At 53.2% G+C, this 23,959-nt stretch carries 15 protein-coding genes; 10 read left to right on the top strand and 5 right to left on the bottom strand.

The window, feature by feature from the left end:
- Positions 1-48 precede the first annotated feature (48 nt).
- Entirely contained in the window at positions 49-2,160 is a 2,112-nt protein-coding gene (locus tag M2108_RS23115; RefSeq protein WP_277471687.1) for a methyl-accepting chemotaxis protein, read from the top strand.
- Positions 2,161-2,336: 176 nt separating this feature from the next.
- Positions 2,337-3,401: a LacI family DNA-binding transcriptional regulator gene (locus M2108_RS23110; RefSeq protein ID WP_277471688.1), complete on the top strand. Its 1,065-nt coding sequence runs from the start codon at positions 2,337-2,339 to the stop codon at positions 3,399-3,401.
- A gap of 652 nt (positions 3,402-4,053) precedes the next feature.
- Here M2108_RS23110 and M2108_RS23105 read toward each other — a convergent pair.
- From M2108_RS23105 to M2108_RS23095, 3 genes are read right to left on the bottom strand one after another with little or no spacing between them, the layout of a single operon-like run.
- The gene (locus M2108_RS23105; protein WP_277471689.1) at positions 4,054-5,226 is read right to left on the bottom strand and encodes a glycoside hydrolase family 130 protein; all 1,173 of its coding nucleotides are present in this window, start codon (positions 5,224-5,226) and stop codon (positions 4,054-4,056) included.
- Positions 5,226-6,440 (bottom strand): AGE family epimerase/isomerase, encoded by a 1,215-nt coding sequence (locus tag M2108_RS23100; RefSeq protein ID WP_277471690.1) that lies wholly within the window; start codon positions 6,438-6,440, stop codon positions 5,226-5,228. Before M2108_RS23100 ends, M2108_RS23105 begins: the two co-directional genes overlap by 1 nt.
- Before the next feature lie 10 nt (positions 6,441-6,450).
- Positions 6,451-7,407 (bottom strand): glycoside hydrolase family 113, encoded by a 957-nt coding sequence (locus tag M2108_RS23095; RefSeq protein WP_277471691.1) that lies wholly within the window; start codon positions 7,405-7,407, stop codon positions 6,451-6,453.
- 291 nt (positions 7,408-7,698) lie between these two features.
- Here M2108_RS23095 and M2108_RS23090 point away from each other — a divergent pair, with 291 nt between their 5' ends.
- Positions 7,699-9,762 carry a methyl-accepting chemotaxis protein gene (locus tag M2108_RS23090; protein ID WP_277471692.1) on the top strand — a complete coding sequence of 688 codons (2,064 nt, stop codon included), beginning with the start codon at positions 7,699-7,701 and terminating at the stop codon, positions 9,760-9,762.
- 151 nt (positions 9,763-9,913) lie between these two features.
- Entirely contained in the window at positions 9,914-11,698 is a 1,785-nt protein-coding gene (locus M2108_RS23085) for a peptidoglycan D,D-transpeptidase FtsI family protein (protein ID WP_277471693.1), read from the top strand.
- Here the strand turns inward: M2108_RS23085 and M2108_RS23080 are convergent.
- Positions 11,659-12,855 carry an AI-2E family transporter gene (locus M2108_RS23080; protein ID WP_277471694.1) on the bottom strand — a complete coding sequence of 399 codons (1,197 nt, stop codon included), beginning with the start codon at positions 12,853-12,855 and terminating at the stop codon, positions 11,659-11,661. The genes M2108_RS23085 and M2108_RS23080 overlap by 40 nt on opposite strands.
- Positions 12,856-13,123: 268 nt before the next feature.
- On the opposite strand from M2108_RS23080, the gene M2108_RS23075 reads away from it, so the two are divergent.
- The gene (locus M2108_RS23075; protein ID WP_277471695.1) at positions 13,124-14,503 is read left to right on the top strand and encodes a polysaccharide deacetylase family protein; all 1,380 of its coding nucleotides are present in this window, start codon (positions 13,124-13,126) and stop codon (positions 14,501-14,503) included.
- A 444-nt stretch (positions 14,504-14,947) separates the two neighbouring features.
- Here M2108_RS23075 and ilvD read toward each other — a convergent pair whose 3' ends face one another.
- Positions 14,948-16,633 (bottom strand): dihydroxy-acid dehydratase, encoded by a 1,686-nt coding sequence (ilvD, locus tag M2108_RS23070; RefSeq protein ID WP_277471696.1) that lies wholly within the window; start codon positions 16,631-16,633, stop codon positions 14,948-14,950.
- A 413-nt stretch (positions 16,634-17,046) separates the two neighbouring features.
- Between ilvD and M2108_RS23065 the strand changes: the two genes are divergently transcribed.
- The 5 genes from M2108_RS23065 to M2108_RS23045 all read left to right on the top strand — a co-directional run bounded on the left by M2108_RS23065 (position 17,047) and on the right by M2108_RS23045 (position 23,938).
- Positions 17,047-18,000, top strand: a complete 954-nt coding sequence (locus M2108_RS23065) for a glycoside hydrolase family 43 protein (RefSeq protein ID WP_277471698.1) — start codon at positions 17,047-17,049, stop codon at positions 17,998-18,000.
- Positions 18,001-18,431: 431 nt separating this feature from the next.
- Entirely contained in the window at positions 18,432-20,180 is a 1,749-nt protein-coding gene (locus tag M2108_RS23060) for an extracellular solute-binding protein (protein ID WP_277471699.1), read from the top strand.
- Between the two features lie 11 nt (positions 20,181-20,191).
- On the top strand, positions 20,192-21,163 hold the full coding sequence (locus M2108_RS23055; RefSeq protein WP_277471700.1) for an ABC transporter permease: 972 nt from the start codon (positions 20,192-20,194) through the stop codon (positions 21,161-21,163).
- Between the two features lie 16 nt (positions 21,164-21,179).
- Complete coding sequence (locus M2108_RS23050) at positions 21,180-22,115, top strand: carbohydrate ABC transporter permease (RefSeq protein WP_277471701.1); 936 nt, start codon at positions 21,180-21,182, stop codon at positions 22,113-22,115.
- 44 nt (positions 22,116-22,159) lie between these two features.
- A complete protein-coding gene (locus M2108_RS23045; protein ID WP_277471702.1) occupies positions 22,160-23,938 on the top strand; it encodes a glycoside hydrolase family 2 protein in 1,779 nt (592 codons plus the stop codon).
- Positions 23,939-23,959 lie beyond the last annotated feature (21 nt).

The following is a 23,959-nucleotide window of genomic DNA, read 5'->3' as shown; positions in this document are numbered from 1 at the left end:
CTTGCAATGGATAACAAGGCCCCTGGTAAAAGCAAGAGAAAAGTAAAGATGCCGGAATTGAGCTTTAAAGGGGTAATGAACGGCTCACTCCGTCAAGTAAAAAGGGTAAATCCGGTTAAATCGGTAGGCGTCAAGCTGTTTCTAATTTTTCTGTCAGCGATTGTAGTTGTTGTACTCCTTCTCGGTCTGTTGTCTTATAACAAAGCCAAGACGACGATTAAAGATAATGTGTCAGAGGCGAACAGGCAGACTATTATTCAGACCTCGGACAAGCTGGATATTATGCTCAACCAGTATGAGAACCTTGCGCTTCAATTGTACTTTGATACCAAAATGCAAAGCGATCTGACCGCACTGGTCTCCGCTTCGTCTAATTATGATAAATTCGTCGCCACGGATTCAATCAGCAAGAAGCTGTCCAGCCAGACAACCACGGACTCTAATATTGTGGCCATTTCCCTGATTCCGATTGAACCGGAAGAAAGTGTCATCTCAAGCGGCAATTCCAGTCTGAAGATGGACGGAATCAGAGATCAGGACTGGTTCAAGACAGTGGTCGAACGGACTAAAGAATATACCGCTTATTATACAAAAGATGGTGAGTCGCTGCAGAATTACTGGTTCTCAACGGCTGTGCAAGGAAACGGCAGCAAGAATGTCGCGATGGTAAGAGCACTGAAAACAATGGGATCCGGCTCAGGTTTTATCATGATGCTGGAGCTGAAAAACACACTGCTTGAGGATGCCTTCAAAAGTGTGTCGCTAGGCGAGGGATCGCGAATCCAGCTGGTTGATCCGGAGGGGATTGTAGTTGCATCTTCCGTTCCGGCTGATGACGGCGTGGCTTCGGAATTCAGCTTCATTAAGGACAGCAAGGATGCGACGAACAGCCGGGAGGCCAAGGACGGTAACGGCCAAGCTGTGCTGGCCGTATTCGGAACACTGACCAAGGCTGACTGGAAGCTGAGCGGTGTCATTCCGACGGGCGAACTGGTAAAAGCCGCTAAGCCGATTCTGTTTACTACTTATATGGCCGCGCTTGTAGCAGCCCTGCTTGCTGTAGTGCTGGGCTTCTGGATGGTGCGGATGATTGCCCGGCCTCTAGCCCGTCTCAAGGATCTGATGGTCGAAGGGGCCAAAGGCGATCTCAGTGTCCGTACAGAATATGTATCAAAGGATGAAATCGGCCAGTTGTCCGCATCGTTTAATGTGATGATGGAACGGATCACCGAACTGGTGGCCCAGACCACGGATACAGCACGTGAAGTGCTGGAGACTGCCGGCGAGCTTGGCGATGCCTCCCGCAAAACGGCTGTATCGGCCAAGGAAATTGCTGCAGCCACGGAAGAGATTGCCGGAGGTGCCGGCAGTCTTGCACTGGAAGCAGAGCGCGGAAATGAGCTGACTGATCTGATCGGTACACAGATGCAGAGCGTCATTGCTGCAAATGCGGCGATGGACGAGGCTGCGCACACGGTCGGTGAGGCCAGCGGAAATGGAGCGAAGCAGCTAGGGGAGCTGCTGGAGAAGACCGGCCTGATCGGCGAGAAGACAGGTGCCCTGGTGACCCGTGTCAACAACCTCAAGGATACGGTATATTCGGTCGTTAAAGTACTGGACGTAATGAAGAATATAACCCAGCAGACTAATATATTGTCCCTGAACGCTACAATTGAAGCGGCAAGAGCCGGTGAAGCGGGCCGCGGATTTATGGTGGTTGCAGGCGAAGTCCGGCAGCTGGCCGATCAATCCAAGCAGTCCATTGCCCTTGTGGCCGGCATCATTGATAATATCGTTACTGAAATGAACGGAACGGTGGAGGAGCTGTCCGAAGTGGCGCCGCTCTTCAAAGAGCAGATGAACTCAGTCAAAAGCACCAGTGATATCTTTGTATCCGTGCAGGCGCAGATGGAGGATTTCATCGCCAGCCTGGAGTCCGTTACCAGTGCGATCGGCAGTCTCAGCCACTCGCAGGGTGTGCTGTCTGATGCAATGGGTAACGTAAGTGCAGTAGCACAGCAATCCTCGGCTACTTCGGAGGAAGTGGCGTCACTAAGCAGCGAGCAGCAGAATGTGAGCGATCAGCTCGTATCCCTGTCCGGCAAGCTTGAGGTGGCCTCGAACCAGCTGAAAGACAAGCTGTCCTTGTTCACCATTTAAAATTGGCCGGCAGTCTGCCGGTGTTCATATTGCAGAGTCAGGCCGGTTCTCCCTCAGCGGAGAGCCGGCCTGTTCATTTGTGAGGTGCTTTTCCTTGTGTATCCCGAAAAGGACAAGTATAATTATTTTGTTAGGTAAATGTTATGATAACGGAATTATTACTTGGAGGAATAGAAGTGGCTAAAAAGATAACGATGCAGAAAATCGCCGACCATCTCGGGGTCTCCAAATTTGTCGTTTCTAAGTCCCTGTCCGGCAAAGAGGGCGTCAATGAAACGACCCGGGAGCGGGTGATTCAGGCTGCTTCACAGCTTGGTTATTTTACGCAAAAGAACGCCTATATGCAAAATGCAAAACGCTCCACCCAAACGTCTGCCGGTGACCGTAATAAACAGTCGGTCCTGGTGCTGATGCCTAATATCCGTTCGCAGACACAGGATTCGCTGTACTGGGGTAAAATTGTGGACGGGATCGCCCTCGCTTTGGATGAGCAGGGACTGGGAATGGTAATTGTCTCCGAGCACCGTGCAGACAACTTTGTGAATATCCTGAATCCCGGCGGCCTGCTCGGTCTGGTCGGTGTAGGTACGATCTCAACCTCGCTGCTGCTGGAGGTGCACCGGATCGGTCTGCCCATGGTGCTTATAGACCATGAGGATCCGCTCATTCCAAGCGATACCGTATTTGCGAACAATATGGATTCCATGTCCAGGCTGACCAATCATCTGCTGGGAATCGGCCATACGCACCAGCATTTTATCGGTCCGATCCGTTATTCACGCAGCTTCAGGGACCGCTGGATCGGGTTCCGCAGTTCGCTGGAGGAGGGCGGGCTGCAGCCCCAGTCCGGTGATGACGAGCTGCTGCTGCAGGAAGGGATGGACGCGATCATCCTGCATGAAGAATTCAAGCAATGGCTGCTGAAGCGTAAAAAAGCAAACCAGTTGCCAACCGCGCTGCTGTGCGGCAATGATTTTATTGCGCTCACTGTATGCAATGTGCTCCGGGAGGAGGGCTTGTCCGTGCCGGAGGATATTTCCGTGACCGGTTTTGACAATATTGATGATGCCGCCAGAGGCATTCCGCCGCTCACCACGGTCCATGTGCCCAAAGAAGCGATGGGCCGGGCTGCCGTAGAGAAGCTGCTGAGCCGGATTAACAGCCCGTCTTCGCCGCTGGAGAAGATTCTTATCGCTGCCGACATCGTCCACCGGGATTCGGTGGCTGCGCCGCGGAGCTGAGCCTGACGGATTACGGTAACCGTGCGGATGATTTTGTAATTGAGAAAATGATCGGGTTGCTGCCGGATTAGGCGCTAAGGTGCAGGGAAATGAGGGGGAGGTTTATTAGTTTCGGTAAAAGTAGTAAAACAGGAAAACATCCTGCAGTTCTTTCACTTTTTGCTTGTACTCATACTGCTGGTGATTGAGGAGATCAAGGAGCTAGCGGGTGCTGGAGCAGGACGCTGGTTTAAACTCGTAGCTTGGTGTTAGGAATCGGGAGGACGGCTGCTTTTCTATGACTAAATGGATTTTCGGCATTTAATTCTCCATATAATCCCGGAATCAGCCTCCTAGTTGGAAAAACGTCACTTAATTGCACCGGATTTATGGATGACGAGCCTTTCCAGCCGAAATAAGTAGCGAAAATCCAACTAAATAACCAAAATGCAGATATATAAGTAAATTAGATGACAAAAATCCAACTAGGCGTACGAGCCTTCCAAAGCTTTACGGCGACCAGAGCATTACGGCGTCGGCATCAGGGGTTTAGGCGATCTGGTATGGGAGTTATCGGCTAGCTTTAGGAGATAGGTTGGAATCACAACAAAAGGCGGGTGCCGGCAGAAACATTAAGTTCTGCGGCACCCGCCTCTTTGCTGTAGAGCATAAGTTATAGCTGCAAATTACGGTCGATCAATGCGATGCGCTGCTGAACGCAGGCGTAGGAGCGCAGCGGATCTTCCGGTGTGTTCAGCACATAATCGAGCATCTGGTCGACTGTGGTGGTTGCGACATGCACCCGGGTGTCGGAGGAGGCATAGTAGATATAGATATCCCCGTTATCACAGGCGATTACACCATTGCAGAACACTACGTTGGAGACATCCCCGACACGTTCTTCCCCTTCCGGTGCGATGAAGTGGCCTCCCGGAGCATGGGTGACCTTGCTTGGCTCATTCAGGTCGGACAGGAAAACATAGAGCACGTAGCGCAGGCCGGCGGCAGTATTGCGCACGCCGTGGGCGATATGAAGCCAGCCGCGCGGGGTTTTGATCGGAGCCGGGCCCTGGCCGTTCTTCACTTCCTTGATTGTATGATAATAACGCTGGTCGATGATGGTTTCGCTACCGATTACCGCGTTCTCGATGGTTTCAGACAGGCCCCAGCCGATGCCGCCGCCGGAACCGGCGTCAATGAAGCCGTCCTGCGGACGGGTGTAGAAGGCATACTTGCCGTCTACAAACTCGGGATGCAGCACGACATTGCGCTGCTGGGCAGAGCCGGTTTTCAGGTCGGCCAGGCGCTCCCAGCTCTTCAGGTCTCTGGTGCGCGCGATCCCGCACTGTGCTACGGCGCTGGACAGGTCGCCATGCGGGGCATCCGGGTCCTTGCGTTCGGTACAGAACAGGCCATAGATCCAGCCGTCCTCATGCTTCGTAAGGCGCATATCATAGACGTTGACGTCAGGCTCTTCCGTCTCAGGCAGGACGACCGGATGATCCCAGAACTGGAAGCCGTCCACTCCGCTGTCGCTCTCGGCAACGGCGAAGAACGACTTGCGGTCGTTGCCTTCAACGCGGGCAATAATATAGAATTTGCCGTCAAGCTCGATTGCCCCGGGATTAAACACGCCGTTTACGCCAATCCGTTCGGCGAAGTAGGGGTTAGTCTCTGGATTAAAATCATAACGCCAGATCAGCGGAGCGTGCTCTGCGGTCAGCAGCGGGTAGCGGTAGCGGTCGTAAATTCCGTTGCCGTATGGCAGCTTTTCATTGGTACGGGTAATCAGCGCCTCATAGCGCTGGGTCAGCTGTGCTTTGCGTTCTTCGAATAATGCTGTCATTAATGAGTCTCCTTTACAGCAGCCCGCAGCCTTCCGATCATCTCGAAGCAGGCTCTGCCGTTATGATAAGGGCATTTCCAGGCACTGACCTTCGGTGCATGGGCCAGCGGCTGCAGATGCTCATCTACTGCCCAGTACCATTCACCATGCTCATGGTCAACCATGTAACGGTCGATGAACGTCCATACCCCTGCGGAGGCATCCAGGAAACGGCTATCCTGTGTCAGCTGATAGGCGTTATAGAACCCTACCATCGCTTCCGCCTGCGGCCACCAGTCTTTTTCTTCGTTTAGCAGGCCGTTCTTGTCAGCCTCGTTCCAGATGCCGCCGTCCTTGTCTATGCCTTCGGCCAGCACGGCTTCAGCCATAGTTACGGCAACCTTGCGTACACGCTCCAGCAGCGCTTCATCGTCCAGCACCTCTGCCGCTTCCACCAGCAGCCAGCTGCCTTCAATATCGTGGCCGTAGGACGTAATATCCGATTTGACATGCCACTCTTCATCCATGAACAAGTGGAAATGCTGGTCCTGATCATCAATAATGTGGACAAGCATCGTATCAATCAGCTCGGCCAGCTTCACCCGCAGCTCCTCGGACTTCCACACCCGGTAGAGGCCCGTGTACCCTTCGAGGACATGGAGGTGGGTATTCATCGACTTTTTCTCATTCATATCCTTGTCGCTGAGCGACAGTTCATCCGTAATCTCCCATTCGCGGGAGAGGGCTTCGATATATCCTTTATAAACAGAATCATAGCTGTACTTCTCCAAAACCCGGAATATCTCTACTGCGTGATTCAGTGCTTCCTCTTTACCGGTGGCATGATGGAATTCAGCCAAAGCATAAATGGCAAAAGCCTGGCCATATACCTGCTTCTTGGACTGGGAAGGAGCACCGGAAGCGTCCACTATCCAATACAGCCCGCCGTATTCCCTATCCAGAAAATGCTCCAGCAGGTAACGGTAGGCCCGTTCGGCCATACCCAGGTATTCAGCCGACCCATAGGTCCGGTAAGCTGTCGCAAAAGTCCAGAGAATCCGCGCATTAAGCACCAGGCTCTTCTCGGCTCCGGGAATCACCTTCATTTGATTGTCGATCTCCCCGACGAAACCGCCATGCTCCTCATCCAGCGTATGCTTCATCCAGAAGCCAAGGATATTGTTTTGAAGCTCATTCTCAAGTGCGCCAAGCCACGCTTCAGTTGCTATTTTCATATTGTTTCGTTCACTCCTGACTATTTATTTTGGATGTAAAATATTCCTTGATCACCGGAGCAGCCGCCTTGCCGTACATGCAGTAATCATCATTGGATCCTGCCTCCTCCAGCGGGTAAAGCTCAGCCGGCCAGTCCCAGAGCATGAAGCCCTGCACCCAGCTGCGGCACCCACTTGCACCGAACATCGCCCGGTAGAACCGGAGCTGCTCCTCCTGATCCGGTCTGCCCGGCAGTGACCAGTCATTGGGAATCGCTGCGCTCCCGCTGCGGCTCGGACAGCCGGCTTCCATGAAGAAGAAAGGCTTGCCGTGCGCTTGTACCACTGCTTCAATTCTGTCCAGCTGCGCTTCCCAGTCCGTTTCAGGATAATAACCGCTGGAGGAGATTACATCGAGCGCATCCCACCAGGTCACATTGTCCTCCTGATACTTGTCGCAATTGTAGGTCAGTACACCGGTGTATACCTTGCGGACTTCCGCAACCAGTGTGCGCCATTCGGCTTCGCGCCGGTCCGTCTGCACCATTTCACAACCGATGCAGAACATTTCACAGCCGGATTCCTCGGCAATCGCAGCATAATGCAGAATAAAGGCGGTATAAGAGCGGAACCAGTCTGACCACTTGGGCTCACAGGGAACATCCTTGTCGAAGAAATTGATATGAGCCCGCCATGTCCCGTCAGCGCAGTTGACAATCGGTTTCAGACAGACCTTTAAGCCAAGTGACTTGGCCTTACGGATTGCCCATAGCACTTCATCATCAGTAACCGTCGGCGTCTCCTGGTAAGGGATAGCTGTGGACTGGGCAGTTGCCTGAAAAGCGCTGAAGGCGATTGCCGTCCAGTTGGCTCCCGTAACCGATTTCATAAGTTCCATTGAGGCCCCGGCAGCCTCTGTTGCCCACGTTCCGCGTTTGCCTATGAAACCCCAGGTAACGCCCCCGACATATTCATTCAGCCGTGACATTGCAACCCTCGCTTTGCTAATTTTATGATAATGAAAAGATAACAATATTTATTTTGTTATTGTTAGTTAGTTAAAAATAAATAACAAAATCAACACAATTTAGTTATAACCCTTTTCGGAGGTGATTTCAAGAGGGGAAACCGATGAAACGAGGCGGAGAATCCAATCTTTTTAAGGAATCTTCGACAAGAATCGCCTGATGGAACAAAATCACAGCATCTGAAAGCCCAATCGTTTATGATTAAATGCGGTTATGTGCAAAAGATAATAAAGATTCGGCGGTGGTTTTTTGTGAGTAAATCAAGAGCAGGCAGCCGTGGATTCGCCCGGCTGCTTCCATCCAGATCGCTGGGAACGCGGTTATTCCTGGTGTTTTTCATCACGACTATGGGAATAGTGCTGTCACTTGGCTATACCTCGTACTCCGTAGCTAAACATACGATTGAAACTAATGCTCTGGCAGCAAACGAACAGACCGTTCAGCAGACGGCTGAGAAGCTGGATGTTACTCTGCTGCGTTTTGAGGACAGGCTGGGTGAGCTGTTTTACAACGAGACGATTGTGCAGGCAGTCCAGTCTGGAACGGCGTCATCCGACAATGGGACGAGGGAGGCAGCGGCTGCACGGATCCAGGCCGTTCTGGACCAGTGGCTCAATGCTGCCGGTAATATGCAGGCTGTATATCTTGTTCCGCTGGATGAGAGCCTGCCGGTTCTGGCTTCAGGAGCGGCTGATAACACATTTATTGAAGGAATACGGGGCAATGACTGGTTCAGTCAGCTGCAAAAGCAGCCCCAGAGTGTATGGATTACACAGGCTGTGAAGCAGGGGGAGAATGCGGGGGTCTTTCATTTTGCCAAATCGGTTAGCAGTAACTCCGGGAACGCAGGTTATATTGCAGTTTGTGATATCAAGACCGCCGATATTGAGAACCAGCTAAGCAAGGTCAGCCTGGGTGCAGATTCCTACATTCAGCTGCTGACGAGCAAAGATGAGCTTATTGCCACCTCACAGCATCAGGAGGCTGATTCTTATCTGCGCCTGGGCGGAACACTGTTCAATGGCTTGAGCCAGGAATCAGGCTCGCTGCCGACCAAGGATGAGCAGGGCAAATCTATTCTGGCGGTGTACGGCACACTGGCAAACTCAGGATGGAGGGTTCTGGGCGTAGTCCCGGCGGACAATCTGACCAAGGAAGCCGGGCGTATCCTGAATACCACATACATTGCTGTTGCGGCCGCCGGGGCTATTGCAATTTTAATCGGCTTCTGGATGATGCGGATGGTTTCGGGACCGCTGAACCGGTTGAAAACGCTGATGTTCCAGGGAGCGGAGGGAGATCTCAGGGTCCGCACCCAAGTAACGTCACGGGACGAAATCGGCCAGCTCTCCGGCTCCTTTAATATGATGATGGAGCGGATTAATGAGCTTGTAGTACATACGAATGAAACCGCACGTGAAGTGCTTGAGACGGCAGACGCTCTGGGCGAGGCGTCACGCAAGACGGCGATGGCGGCCCGGGATATCGCCTCCGCAACGGAGGAGATTGCCGGCGGAGCCGGCAGTCTGGCACTTGAAGCCGACCGGGGCAATGAAATGACGGAGCGGATATCCGGCCAGACAGCCCTGGTTATCTCTGCAGCACAGGAAATGAGCAGCACGGCACACAGTGTCGGGCAATCGAGCCAGGAGGGAGTTGCCAGGCTGCAGGAACTCCTGGACAGAACCGGAAGCACCGGCAGAATGACCGGTACCCTGGTGGAGAAGGTGAACGAGCTGCAGGAGACGGCATCCTCGGTCATCAAGGTGCTGGATGTTATGCAGAATATCACGCAGCAGACGAACATTCTGTCGCTGAATGCCACTATCGAAGCAGCGCGTGCAGGCGAGGCGGGCAGCGGCTTCATGGTGGTTGCGGGTGAAATCCGCCAGCTTGCCGACCAGTCCAAGCGTTCGATTGCCCTGGTCGCGGAAACTACCGACACGATTATTAAGGATATTAATGAGACAGTGAACGCCTTGTCTCAAGTAGCCCCGCTCTTTACGGAGCAGATGGCCTCAGTCCGGGATACAAGTGAAATTTTTGTATCGGTACAGGAGCGGATGAACCAGTTCATAGCGAGCCTTGATTCCGTGTCGGATTCCATCGCCGGGTTAAGCCAGTCTCAAAGAGGGCTGTCAGAGACGATCGGGAATGTCAGCTCGTTTGCCGAGGAATCCTCTGCGGCCTCCGAGGAGGTTGCCTCTCTCAGCGGTGAACAGCAGAATGTGAGTGAGTATCTGGTCGAGCTTTCAGGTAAGCTGGAGAAGGCTTCTCTCCGGCTCAGGGAGCGACTGTCCAGGTTCAACGTATAGAATGACTATTGTCAGCCGTACTGTCCACCCGGATAGTACGGTTTTTTGATTTAGCTGATGCAGGGTTATGTAATTTAGCCAAGAAGGTGGGCATAATAGGTGCAGTAGTCCTGACCGGCTAAGGTACAGGCGGCAAGCGGGAGGAATTACCTTGCATAAACACATCAATAAGCGTATTGTCTGGAGCCTGCTCATTTTATCGGCTCTTGTTGGAGTTCTGATAATCAGGCTCGCCTGGGTGCAGCTTGTGCTGAAGGACAGGAACGTGCCGGGTGCCGCATATACAATGGCCCAAATGGCTGAAATTCAAAGCGAGCGGGAGATGGTGCTCGACAGCGGAAGAGGGCGGCTCTATGACCGCAGCGGCAAGCCGCTTGCCGGCGAGACAGTATGGACGGCTGCTTTTTTTCCGCAGGAGGAGCGGACGGAAGCGGCAGATGGACCGAAGCTGCAGCGGCTTGCGACTGTGCTTGGAGTGACGTACGGCGAACTGGAGAGCCGGATCAGCGGCCTGAAGGAGCCGCTGATCTGGCCTTCGGCCGGAAGCCGGAAGCCTTTGGCGCTGACTCCGGATCAGGCGGAGCAGGTAGAGAAGCTTGAGCTCAGCTACGTTCGCGCGCTTCCGTTTGCACGCAGATATGACGGGGCTGCATCCGGACGTCAGTGGCTGGGGTATCTGTCTGAGCTGTCACCTGCGGCCGCGAAGCAGTCCCCGACCGGACTGCGGGTTCCGCTGGCCGGAACGGACGGGCTTGAGAAGACGCTGGAGCCGCTGCTGCAGGGAGTCGGACATACGGAAGTCTATGCGCAGGTGGACGCCCGCGGCAACCGGCTTCCCGGCAGCGTACTGAAGGTCAGAACACCGGGGAATCCGTATTATCCGCTCTCTGTATATACCACTATTGATAAAGAGCTGCAGGAAGGGATAGAAAAGCTGGCTGTGGAGGCCGGGGTGAAGGAAGGGGCGGTGGTTGTGCTCGACTCCAGGTCAGGGGACATTGAAGCCATGGTTTCGCTGCCTTTATATGACCCGGATCATATCTCGCCCGAAGGCGGCGAATGGAACAACCGGGCACTGCAGGCGGCAGTTCCCGGCTCGGTCTTCAAGATTGTTACGGCTGCCGCAGCCCTCGAAGCCGGCTTGACCTCGCCGGAGGAACGCTTCTTCTGCTCCGGCGAATTCGGCAGGTATCACCTGTCCTGCCCGCACGGCAAAAAACACGGCTCCCTCACGCTGGCGCAAGGGTTCGCCGTGTCCTGCAATACCGTATTCGCTACGCTGGCCGAGCGGCTCAGCGGCGCTCAGCTCCAGGCCGCAGCGCTTGCGCTCGGCCTGGGCAGAGACATCGGCTGGCAGGCTGCGGACATGCTGGGCCAGCCGGTGCTCCGGCCGCTGGCTGGCGAGCAGCCGGGCCGGATCTTCAGCACCCTGATTCCGGACGACGCCGGGGCCAGGGTGCAGACCGCCATTGGCCAGCGGGATGTAACCATGACGCCGCTGCAGGCGGCGAATCTGGTGGTTACGCTGCTGCATGGCGGGGAAGTGCGGGCGCCGCGCATTCTGCAGCGCGTCGCCTTCAGGAACGGGCAGACGCTGCAGGAGCTGCCCGCCCATCTGGCGCCGGCCGCAGCAGGCGCCATCTCCCGCAAGACCTCGCAGGCGCTGCTGTCATGGATGCGCCTGGTCGTTACGGAGGGAACCGGCAAACGTCTGCGCAGCACGCAGTGGCCGGTCGCCGGCAAATCCGGAACAGCCCAGACGATGGTGAAGGGTGTGCCGCGCAACAACCAGTGGTTTATCGGCTACGGGCCGGCAGACCATCCCCGGTACGCCGTCTCCGTTGCTGTGGAGAACGTGGACCCTGACAGTGAACATACCGCTGCCCGGCTGTTCGGTCAGATTTTTGATTTGCTGTCGGCATCTTCCGGAGCCTGAGGCTCAGCGGCGGAATCACCGGACACCGTTCCACCGGCAGTGGACGGACCGGATGCGGCGAACGGGGATACAATGAACTCTTCCTGGGGCAGATAGATCCAGCGCTGCAGGTACCCCTGCTGGATCAGCTCCTTGATCAGAATGAGCAGAATCGGCGACAGGATCAGTCCGGCGACACCGAAGGCAGACATGGAGAAGATTACAAAGGACAGCATCAGGAATGCGGAGGAGACCCCGATGGAATTGCCGGTAATTTTGGGCTCCAGCAGCTGCCTTACAATCAGTACAACGGCGAGCAGCACAATCAGTCCGATAGCAAGGGAAGTGTTACCGACGATGAACAGGTAGATGATCCAGGGAATCAGGATGGTGGATACACCCAGCAGCGGCAGCACGTCGAATACGGCGCAGATCAGTGCCATTGTCAGCACATTGCCAGTACCGAGAATGAGCAGGCCGACCAGTACAATAACGAAGGTGATGCAGATCAGGATCAGCTGTGCCTTGAGATAAGAACCAATGGCCTTAAACACATTCCCCTGAACAAAAGCGTAAGCCGTCTTGAACGTCTTGGGCATTTTATCATGGGCGATTTTGCGCCAGTCCTTGATCTCCATGCTGAGGAAAAAGGCCAGAATAATCGCAATGCCGAAATTCCCCATAAAGGAAGAGAAGGAACCAAGCGCTCCGATCATATATTTAAGGAAAACAACCAGCCAGTCAGACAGGACATTGGTAGCATCTGTGAAATAGCCGTTGAGTTTGTCGGTCAGATCGGCCGGCAGGGCATCAATCTGCTGCTGGAGATATGTAGTGGCTTCGGTGAAATGCAGCTGGATAATTGCGGTGTACCGCGGCAGGCTATCCTGGAAGTGCAGCGCCTGGGTAGCGATAAGCAAGCCGGCACCAAACAGGATGCCGAGCAGAATGACCAGAAACAGCAGCACCGAGATGGCTGAGGCGAAGGGCTTGCCCAAGCCTTTGCGGTTAAGGAAGCGGGCCAGCGGCTCAATCAGCAGAAAAACAAAAAACGACAGAAATACAGGCGCGGCGAGCTGGTACAGCTTGCTGAACGCGAGCATGACGAGATACACCGTCAGCACGACCAGCCCGATGTCAAAGAACGTTCGCCAATATTTTTTGTACAGCGGCAGCATAGATTAACACGACTCCTTTTCCATTACACGAATTTAGCTGATTTTACGTTGCTCCATGACATTGGTTTCTTTTTAGAGAAAATGACAAATTTATCTTCCATTCATTGTACACGATTTTAATAAAAATGCGTCTTTTTCTTTATGACCTGTGTTAAAATAGGGGGTAGCGTTTTTTTTCGGAACTGTCCTATAGCTGTCACAGCTGTCACCTACTTGGCCGTACCCGTAAGACGAGCCAAAGTCAACTCTGGAAAAGCGGGGAATATACATGCAGACTTTGCTGCTCTGGTTATTTTACATTTCTACCTTCTATGCTTTCATTCCCGGAATGATCAGCAGAATTTTCGGCTACCGCGTTTTCCGCAAAGGAATCGGGCGCAGTGAATTTGCCCTGACCTTTGATGACGGGCCGGACCGGCACTATACACCGCTGCTGCTGGATCTTTTGAAACGGTATGATGCCAAGGCAACCTTCTTTGTCGTCGGCTCACACGCCGAGCAGAATCCGGAGATTATTAAGCGTATCCATGATGAGGGTCATCTCATCGGAATTCATAATTATGTGCACAAAACAAACTGGCTGATGCGGCCGGCAACCGTCAAGCAGCAGATCAAGCGCACAGATGACATTATTTACAATATTACAGGTGTACGCAGCACGTACTACCGTCCGCCGTGGGGCATTGTCAACCTGTTCGATTTCTCCAAGCGCCGCCAGGTGCAAATCGTATTATGGTCGGCAATGTTCGGCGACTGGAAGGAGAAGCTTGGTGCGGAACGCCTGACCGGCAAGCTGCTTAACAAGCTTGGTCCCGGAGAGGTGATGCTTCTGCATGATTGCGGAACGACCCTCGGTGCCGATCCGAAAGCGCCGGAGCATATGCTGGTTGCCCTGGAACGGATGCTGGATGAGGCCCGCCGCCGGGGCCTGCGCAGTATCCGGATCGACGAGATGATCCGGCAGGTGCAGACCTCTCCGGTCTCGCAGCTATCCTTCGTCAAACGGCTGGTCGTCGGCCTGTGGCTGATCTGGGAGCAGTGCTTCCAGTTCCTGTTCCGGATCAAGACGATTGCGCCTGCTGACCCGTTCCTGCATTACCGGCTGCGCAAGTATCAGGGGGAACCTGTGCTGATGGATAACGGCGAACGCCTGACCAAGGGCGACCCGATCATCGAGCTGCACATCGACAACAGGCAGCTGTTTGAGCTCGGTGTGCACTCCCGGTCATCTGCACAGCTGGCCATCCGGATGATCCGCCGCATGGAAAAGGATCTGCCGGTGCTGGCAGAACGGATTGCTGCAGATATGGATCTCGCAGAGGCCAAGGCGTTGTACGGGGTTAGCATGCTCAACCGCGGGCCGGAGAAGTTCGGCTTTATGGTGCTGGATCTGCCGGACGGCTGGTTTGCCCGTTCGACCAAGTTTTATCTGAGCATCCTGCTCAGCGTCATTCATCCGGCTGGCGGTGCACGGCTCAAGGAACGCAGTGAGGTGCTTGTGCCGAAGATGATGCTGATGCCGGTATCGGAGCTGCTGGGCAAGATGAACCACCAGCGGCCGCAGACGCAGGTTAAGGCGCGCGAGCGGGTGAGGGAAGAGGAGCTTACCCTTGAAGCAGAGCTTCCGGGAGCGACGGTTGTACATTAAGCTGCTCAGCGGGTAGATTCGTTAATTTGTCAGCTGAGTGAATATAATCTAGTCAGCAATCGTTGGCTTTATTAGCATTAGGCAGTAACCAGGCCATTATTATCGTTATAACTTGTGCAGGACAGGGCAGAGGCTTTTGAAGCCCCTGTCTTTTTTTGTTATCTGCTACGCAGTCTGCTGGCCATTCTCTTATTTTCGTCTAATACTGAATTTAGATTGGCGGATTACCCGCCTGCTTGTAAGCTTAGCTGCACTTTGTACAATTAAAAACGGCCGTATCCGGGAATGCAGTTATTCGTTCGGCGAAGGCGCTGCCTGCAAATGCCGGTGTCATTCATTTCGTCTAAGGGCGCCCCGGACGCGAGTGCAGCAGAGGCCCGCACAGAGGCCGCGACATAAAAAGGCCCCGGACGTCTTACACGTCCGGGGCCTGAATTAAAACAATTAAATCTTCAGCACGCCGCCTTTGCTTGCGTTAGTAACAAGCGCGGAATAGCGGGCCAGATAGCCTTTTTTGACCTTGGGCTCGAAGCCCTTCCAGCCGGAGCGGCGGGTAGCCAGGGTTTCCTCGTCGACCAGCAGCTCAATCTTGCGGTTGATCAGATCCAGCTCGATGATGTCGCCGTCTTCAACGAACGCGATCGGTCCGCCTTCAGCAGCTTCCGGCGAGATATGGCCGATGCTGATGCCGCGGGAAGCGCCGGAGAAACGTCCGTCGGTGATCAGGCCGACTTTGGCGCCAAGACCCATGCCGACGATCTGGGAAGTCGGAGCAAGCATTTCCGGCATGCCCGGTCCGCCCTTTGGACCTTCATAACGGATAACTACGACATGGCCTTCCTTAACCTTGCCGTTAGCGATGCCTTCCAGTGCGGTTTCCTGCGAATCGAAGCAGATGGCAGGACCTTTATGGTAGCCGCCTACGGAAGCGTCAACCGCACCGACTTTGATGATCGAGCCTTCCGGTGCCAGGTTGCCGTACAGGACAGCCAGACCGCCTACTTCGGAGTACGGATTGTCCAGCTTGTGAATGACGCTGGTATCCAGAATTTCGTGGCCGCGGACATTCTCGGCAATGGTTTTGCCGGTAACGGTCATACAGTCGCCGAAGATTGCACCCGGCTTCTTGAGCAGCTCGTTCAGTACGGCACTTACGCCGCCTGCGCGGTCAACGTCCTCGATGAAGATATCGGAAGCTGGTGCCAGCTTGGCCAGATAAGGTACGCGGTTAGCCACTTCATTGATACGCTCCAGCGGATAATCGATTTCAGCTTCCTGAGCCAAAGCCAATGTGTGAAGTACAGTGTTCGTAGAGCCGCCCATCGCCATATCGAGTGCGAAGGCGTTATCCAGCGATTCCTGGGTTACGATATCGCGCGGCTTCAGATCCAGCTTGATCAGCTCCATCAGCTGGGTAGCTGATTTACGGACAAAGTCTCTGCGTTCCTCAGCAACAGCAAGGATGGTGCCGTTACCTGGAAGGGCGAGACCCATAGCTTCTGCGAGACAGTTCATGGAGTTCGCGGTAAACATACCGGAACAGGAGCCGCAGGTCGGACAGCCGAATTGTTCAAGCTCCAGCAGTTCAGCATCGTTGATTTTGCCGACCTGATGCGCGCCTACACCTTCAAATACGGAGGTCAGGGAGAGCTTATTACCTTTGCTGTCTACGCCAGCCTTCATCGGTCCGCCGCTCACAAAGATCGTCGGGATATTGACGCGCAGGGCGCCCATCATCATACCGGGGGTGATTTTATCACAGTTGGGAATGCAGACCATACCATCGAACCAGTGCGCGGACACAACGGTTTCCAGGGCATCAGCGATGATCTCACGGCTTGGCAGCGAATAGCGCATACCAATGTGGCCCATGGCGATTCCGTCGTCTACGCCGATCGTATTGAATTCAAAAGGAACGCCGCCGGCTTCGCGGATCGCTTCCTTGACGATTTTGCCGAATTCCTGCAGATGAACATGACCAGGTACGATATCAATGTACGAGTTGCAGACCGCGATGAACGGTTTGCCGAAATCCTCCTCTTTCACTCCGGCTGCACGCAGGAGACTGCGGTGCGGAGCACGGTCGAAGCCTTTTTTAATCATGTCTGAACGCATTTTCTTGGCTGCCATAATAACATTCCCTCCCAAAATATGTTGAACGGATATACTGTCGCATTAACGCATTGCAATCCCGAAAGCTGCGTGTCTGCGGATTATAGAAATAACGGGGTCCAGCTTCATCTTGCAGAAGGAGGGCGGAGCCGTTTCTATAAAAAATAATACCGTAATGAACAAAACAGATGAACCTGCTGTAGGAAGCAGCCTGCCATTGTTATTAGAGAGTCTATCACAAAAAACCTGTTTTTTCTACCGGGCAATGTGAAGTTTGTCGCCAGATATCCGGCTATAGACAAGTTAAGAAGGGCTGAGTAAGATGGACATAACTTTTGAAAAAGGGAGGTGCTGGAGGGGGAGGATTATTATTCTAAATTTCTGTAAACGCATTATTCAATTAAGAGTGAAATTGTATAGGGAGGGATAAGATGACTGAGAGTAAGACATTTCATAATCCGGTTGTGGAAAAGGCAGCGGATCCCTGGGTGCTCAAGCATACCGACGGCTGCTACTATTTCATGTCCACGAATGGCAATCGTCTGGAGCTTACGCGGGCTGAGACATTGACCGGGCTGGCTTCGGGCCATAAAAAAACAATCTGGTCACCGCAGCCCGGCGGCCGCTACAGCTACAACCTCTGGGCTCCGGAAATCCACCGGCTGGACAACAATTGGTACATCTACTACACGGCAAATGACGGGGGCGGGGACGAATCGCGCCGGATTTGTGTGCTGGAGAATATGGCCGCTGATCCACTGGAGGGAGAATGGAGCTGGAAGGGGGCGCTGCAGACGCCGGTGCCCGGATTGGACGGGACGGTTATGACACTGCGGAACCAGCTGTATTTCCTGTACGCCGGTTATGGGCATTTTCCCGAGTATGGATCGGCGGTATACATCATGCGGATGGATAATCCCTGGACGGTGACAGGGGAGCAGCAGCTCCTGACCGCGCCAACGCTGAAATGGGAGCAGCAGGGCGGCATGGCGATTAACGAAGGTCCGGTGATCCTGCGGCGGAACGGCCGGGTGTTTCTCATTTATTCTGCCAGTGCAACCTGGTCAGAGGATTATTCACTCGGCATGCTGACGATGAATGAAGCGGATGATCCGCTGGAACCGCAGTCCTGGGAGAAATCCATGATGCCTGTCTTCTGCAAAAGTGTGGAGAACGGAATCTATGCGACTGGCCACAACAGCTTCACCCGGTCCCCTGATGATCTTGAGGACTGGATTGTGTATCATGCGCTTCCTGCCCCCGGTGCAGACGCTTCACTGCGTGCCACCCGTATCCAGAAGTTCGGCTGGCACCCTGACGGTACACCTGATTTCGGAATTCCGCTGAGCGACAGCCAGGCAATTGATGTTCCGGCAGGAGAATAAGAAACAGGTTATATGAAACATAACTTCCGGCTTCTTCATGCCTTTTGTTACAATAATATTGTAACAAAAGGTTTTTTCTTTGTGACCCTTTATTTGCGGGTTCCAGCGGCTTGTTTCTGCATGGAATCGACAAAAAATTGAAAATTACCTTGAAGTATAAGGGTTTATTTATTTGATTTAATGATTGGTTAAAAATATTGACTGCTTAGATCCGGAAAATAAACTAACGATAAATATGTTTGAAAGCGTTGACATTTAACTTTTTCGTGCTTATAATCCGATTAAAGATACAAAAGTTATGTATCTAATGATTGATTTGTAGTTGGTTACTTACAGTAAAAGGGGAATATTCAGCTGTGACAGAGAGGCGGGTGCTGACTTCGGATTCGGTTAAGGTAAGGCGCAAATTAATTAATAGCGGGGGGTTAAGTATGAAGAACATTACAAAGCGCTTGGTTAGCCTGTTATTTGTATTAATATTGATTATTTCGACTGTAACGGCATGCAGCGGCAACAATGCTAAGAACAATACTGCGGACAGTGACCCGGGCACTAATAATGCAAATGTAACCCGGGAGAAGAACGATGTAGCCTTTACGGATATCAGCGGTGACATCCGCGGGAATACGGCGCCTACGCAGGAGCAAATCGATGAAGTGAACGCTACCCTGAATGATACCTACCTCGGCGATAATTACGATGAAGTGATTCCAAGTGATTACTCCGCCTATCCCGTGAAGGGCGATGTGGTCCTCGATGTATGGATGCCTGCGAACTCCAACATTCCAGATATGAACAATCATGCCGTCCAGAAGCAGGTGGAGAAATTAACAGGGATCAAAGTGAATTTCATTACACCGCCGATCGGCCAGGAGGCAGATGCCTTCACGCTGATGATCTCCTCTGGTGATCTTCCAGACATCATCATTGAGCCGGGACGTTACCCTGGCGGGCTTGAAGCAGGTGTCAATGACGGCGCTTACCTGGATCTCACCGATCTGATGGAGAAGAATGCCCCCAACTATTCTCAGTGGCGTAACTCTGATGAAACCCGCCGGAAAACGACGGTGACCGACGAAGGCAGGCTGCTCGGCTTTTACGGGATCGCCCCTTATTCAGAATGGACCTGGTTCGGGATGCTGATCAAGCAGGAGGCGCTCGACAAAACAGGGCTGGCCGTTCCTAACACCATCGATGAATGGCACACCTTCCTGACCAAAGCAAAGGAAGCCGGCTATAAGGCGCCGCTCAACTACGGCTCGACTTACGGCCAGATTTTTACCGGCATCATTAACGGAGCCTACGGGGTGTGGGACTGGACCTTCCTGGACGGGAACGGCAAAGTAGCCTGGGGGCCGGCGCAGCCGAAAGCGAAGGAGTATCTCGCAACCATGCAGCAGTGGAACAAGGAAGGCTTGCTGAATCCGGACTGGGCGACAGCGGACTTTAACCAGAGGATGGCCAGTGCGATTTCCGGCGATACCGCGGTGATGATGGATTCTCCGGATACGATGTGGAGCTATTGGAAGGAGCAGAGCGGCATTGATTTTGTCGGGGCGCTGAATCCGGTGTTGAATGCAGGGGATAAATCGGCAACCACCTATAAAAATTTCAAAAGAACCGGTACTGAAGCGGCGATCACCACCCAAGCTGACAATGTGGAAGCAGCAATGGCCTGGCTTGATTTCAGCTACAGCAAAAAAGGCTGGGAAATGATTAACTTCGGCGAATATGGAACGGTGCATCTGATCGACGACAGTGGCATGCCGTATTATCCCGAAAACAGCTATATATACAAGGACCCTGAGGGCCAGCCTGTATCGACCACGCTCTGGAAATACCGGATGCACACTTGGCCGAATATCCGTGACGAGCATCATGCCAATCCGCTGATCACCGCCAAGGGGAGCTATTCCGGGGAGATCCGCAAGTACTGGACGGAGAACATGGATACCAGCATGGCGGTACCGCCGCTTACCTTTACCAAAGAAGAAGCCTCACGGGAAGCTGAGCTTGGGAACCAGCTGTCGACGCTGCGCGGAGAATATTTTGCCAAGATCATCATGGGTGAGCTGCCGGTCGATGCTTACGACAAATTTTTGAAAGAAGCGCAAAGTATGGGACTGGATGAATTCCTGAGTATCCATCAGGCAGCCTTGGATCGATATAACAAACGATAGGTGGTTGTTTTATGGAGATTGTACGCAGTAAGAAGGGTGGTGCTCCTGTTCCTGCGGCCGCTAAGCCGAAGAAGACCGGACTCATCATCAAGAAGGATCTGAAAAAGAACTGGTTCGTCTACCTGCTGGCCGTTCCGGTCGTGGCCTGGTTTCTGATCTTCTGCTACGGGCCGATGTGGGGCGTTCTGATCGCCTTCAAGGATTTCAAGCCGCTGCTGGGGTTTAACGCGAGTGAGTGGGTCGGGCTCAAGCACTTTGCTGATTTTTTCGGGGGACCGTACTTCTGGCGGGTGGTTAAAAATACGCTTATGCTCAACGTCTGGGGAATTGTGTTCGGCTTTACCGCACCGATAATTCTGGCTCTCCTGCTCAATGAAATCCGCGCTGAGAAGTTCAAGAAGACCGTGCAGACAATCACCTATATGCCGCATTTTATCTCACTGGTGGTTGTCTGCGGGATCATTCATATCTTCGCTGCAGACGAAGGGATCGTCACACAAATTCTGCAGCTTATTACCGGAAAAGAGTATTCGTCTCTGCTCGGCTATTCCTCATTCTTCCGTCCGATCTATACATTCTCAGGCATCTGGCAGAGCATCGGCTGGGACAGCATCATTTATCTGGCGGCGATGAGCTCAATTGATACTTCTCTATATGAAGCAGCCGAAATCGACGGAGTGGGACGGATCAAAAAAATGTGGCATATTACGCTGCCGCAGATCAGTCCGGTCATCATCATTCTTTTTATTTTTGCCATTGGCGGGCTGATGTCATCCGGTTACGAGAAAATTATCCTGCTCTACAATCCGCTGATCTATGATACGGCAGATGTCATTGCCTCCTACGTGTACCGCCGGGGGTTAAGAGAGGCCAGTCTGAGCTATTCCACGGCTGTGGGTCTGGTCAGCTCGATTGTGAATTTCGGCCTGCTCTGGATGACCAATACCCTTGCCAAACGCAGATCCGAAACCAGCTTATGGTAAGAAAAGAGGGACAGCCATGAATGATAATCCGCAGCCTATAGTGAAAAAAAGCAGAAAATACCGTTCTCCGGGCGACCGGCTCTTCGATATCACGCTGTATATCGTCCTGACGGCCCTGACTCTGGTGTGCTTTTATCCGATTCTGCATATCCTGTTCGCCTCGGTCAGCAACCCGGGAGAGCTGATTGCCCATAAAGGAATTCTGCTCAAACCGCTCGGCTTCACCTTGGACGGCTATAAGCTGGTGTTCAAGGATAACAGCCTGATCAACGGATATAAAAACACGATTATCTATGTGGGGTTAGGCACCTTGGTCAACATGGTTATGACCATCCTGGGGGCTTATGTGTTATCGAGAAGAGACTTGTATTTCAAAAACTTCATCATGATCCTGATTACCATTACGATGTTCTTCGGCGGCGGGCTGATTCCGTGGTTCTTATTAATGAAGGATATCGGCCTGTACAACAATCTGTGGGCGATGATTCTGCCGACGGCGCTGAGTACCTGGAACATTATTATCCTGCGGACCAGCTTCCAGGCCATTCCACAGGAGCTGGAAGAAGCGGCAACGATTGACGGCGCGAGCCAGGCTAATATTCTGATCAATGTGATTCTGCCGCTGTCCAAGGCTACGCTGGCCGTTATTTTTCTGTACTATCTGGTCGGGAACTGGAATTCCTGGTTCAATGCGATGGTGCTGCTCAAAGACAGGCATCTCTTTCCGCTACAGCTGTTAATGAAGGAAATTCTGGTTGCCAACGACTCTACTGCAACCTCCATCGGCAGTGCGGGCGGGGTTGTCATCGACAGTGCCGGCAGTCAGACGGCCTTCCGCGAGCTGGTTAAATATTGTGCGATTGTCGTATCCACCTTGCCGATTCTGATGGTCTATCCGTTCCTGCAGAAGTATTTTGTCAAAGGCGTCTATGTCGGTTCGATTAAGGGTTAACAGCAACAGAGAGAAGAAATTAAGCAATGGGAGTGAAGTACACCATGTTGATTGAAGCAGGCAACACCTTAATTTCCCGTCCTGAATATCCGCGGCCCGAGTTTAGACGCAAAGAGTGGCTAAGCTTGAACGGAGCATGGGACTTTGGCTTTGATGATGAACGTGCCGGTGAAGAAGAGCAATGGTATATGAAAGACACGCCTGCGCTGTCTGCGCGGACGATTCAGGTGCCCTTTGCCTTCCAGAGCAAACTGAGCGGCATTGAAGATCCTGCGTTTCATGATGTGGTGTGGTACAGAAGAAGCTTTGAGGTTCCTGAGGCCTGGAGCGGCAAACGGATCATCCTGCATTTCGGAGCCGTTGATTATCTGGCCAAGGTCTGGGTGAACGGACAGCTGGCAGTCATGCATGAAGGCGGACATACACCGTTCCAGGCGGACATTACCCCGCTGCTGGTTCAGGGCAGCAACAGGATTGTACTGCGGGCTGAGGACTTCAGCCGCGATGTAACGCTGCCGCGGGGCAAGCAATACTGGCTGGAGCAGTCTGCTTCAATCTTCTATACCCGCACAACCGGGATTTGGCAGAGTGTCTGGCTTGAGCCGGTGTCGGCGGTGCATATGCGCAAAATAATGATGACCCCGGATATTGACCGTAACGAAATCCGCATCCGTACATTCCTTGACGGCTTTAAGCCTGATGCTGAGCTGAAGCTCCGCATCAAGGTTACTTACGGCGGGGAATGGATTGCTGAAGATCAATACAATGTAGGACACGCTGAGCAGCTGCGGACGATCGGGCTGGGTGATTTTGCCGAGCATGGCCTGGGGCGGCTGTGGAGCCCTGAACACCCCAACCTGTACGATATTGAGTATCAGCTTGTCCGGGGGGGAGAGACAATCGATGAGGTTGCTGCCTATTTCGGCATGCGCAAGGTATCGGTTGAGGACGGCAGACTGTGCCTGAATAACCGCCCGTACTACCAGCGGCTGGTGCTGGATCAGGGGTATTTCCCTGACGGGATTCTGACCGCACCTTCGGACGAAGCTTTGAAGCGCGATGTTGAGCTGGCCAAGGAAATGGGCTTCAACGGTGTGCGCAAACACCAGAAGACGGAAGATCCGCGTTTCCTGTACTGGTGCGACAAGCTGGGCCTCCTGGTATGGAGCGAGGCTGCCAACGCCTATGAGTACTCTGAGGCATATGTCAACCGGTTCACCAAGGAATGGCAGGAAATTATCGGACGTGATTATAACCATCCGAGCATTGTAACCTGGGTTCCGCTGAATGAAAGCTGGGGGATTCCCAATGTGCAGATCGATAAGCGCCAGCAGCAGCACGGCCTGGCCATGTATCATTTGACCAAATCGCTGGATGACATGAGGCCTGTTGTATATAACGACGGCTGGGAGCATATGACGACAGACCTCATTACGATCCATGACTATGAGAGCCGCCAGGAGGTGCTGGAGCAGCGGTATGCTACGGCTGAGTCTGCTGTGAATTCCATGCCGGCTAACCGCAAAATTTTTGTGGGCGGCGCTTCCTATCAGGGCCAGCCGATTCTCATCTCGGAGTTCGGCGGCATTGCCTTCAAGAAAAGCGAATGGGAGGGCTGGGGCTATTCCGGAGCCGAGAATGAGGAGGATTTCCTGATCCGGCTCAAGGCAGTCGTTGACCCGATGTTCTCCTCACCGGTGATCCAGGGCTATTGCTATACCCAGCTGACCGATGTTGAGCAGGAAATCAATGGTCTGCTCACCTATGACCGCAAGCCGAAGGCGCCGCTGGCGGAGATTCGTAAGATCATGACCGGCAAATAAAAACCAATTCCAATTAAAGGA

The sequence above is a fragment of the Paenibacillus sp. PastM-3 genome (assembly GCF_029893965.1).
In the GTDB taxonomy this organism is placed as follows: Bacteria; Bacillota; Bacilli; order Paenibacillales; family Paenibacillaceae; genus Paenibacillus_AQ.
This window is presented reverse-complemented; position numbering and strand designations above follow the sequence as displayed.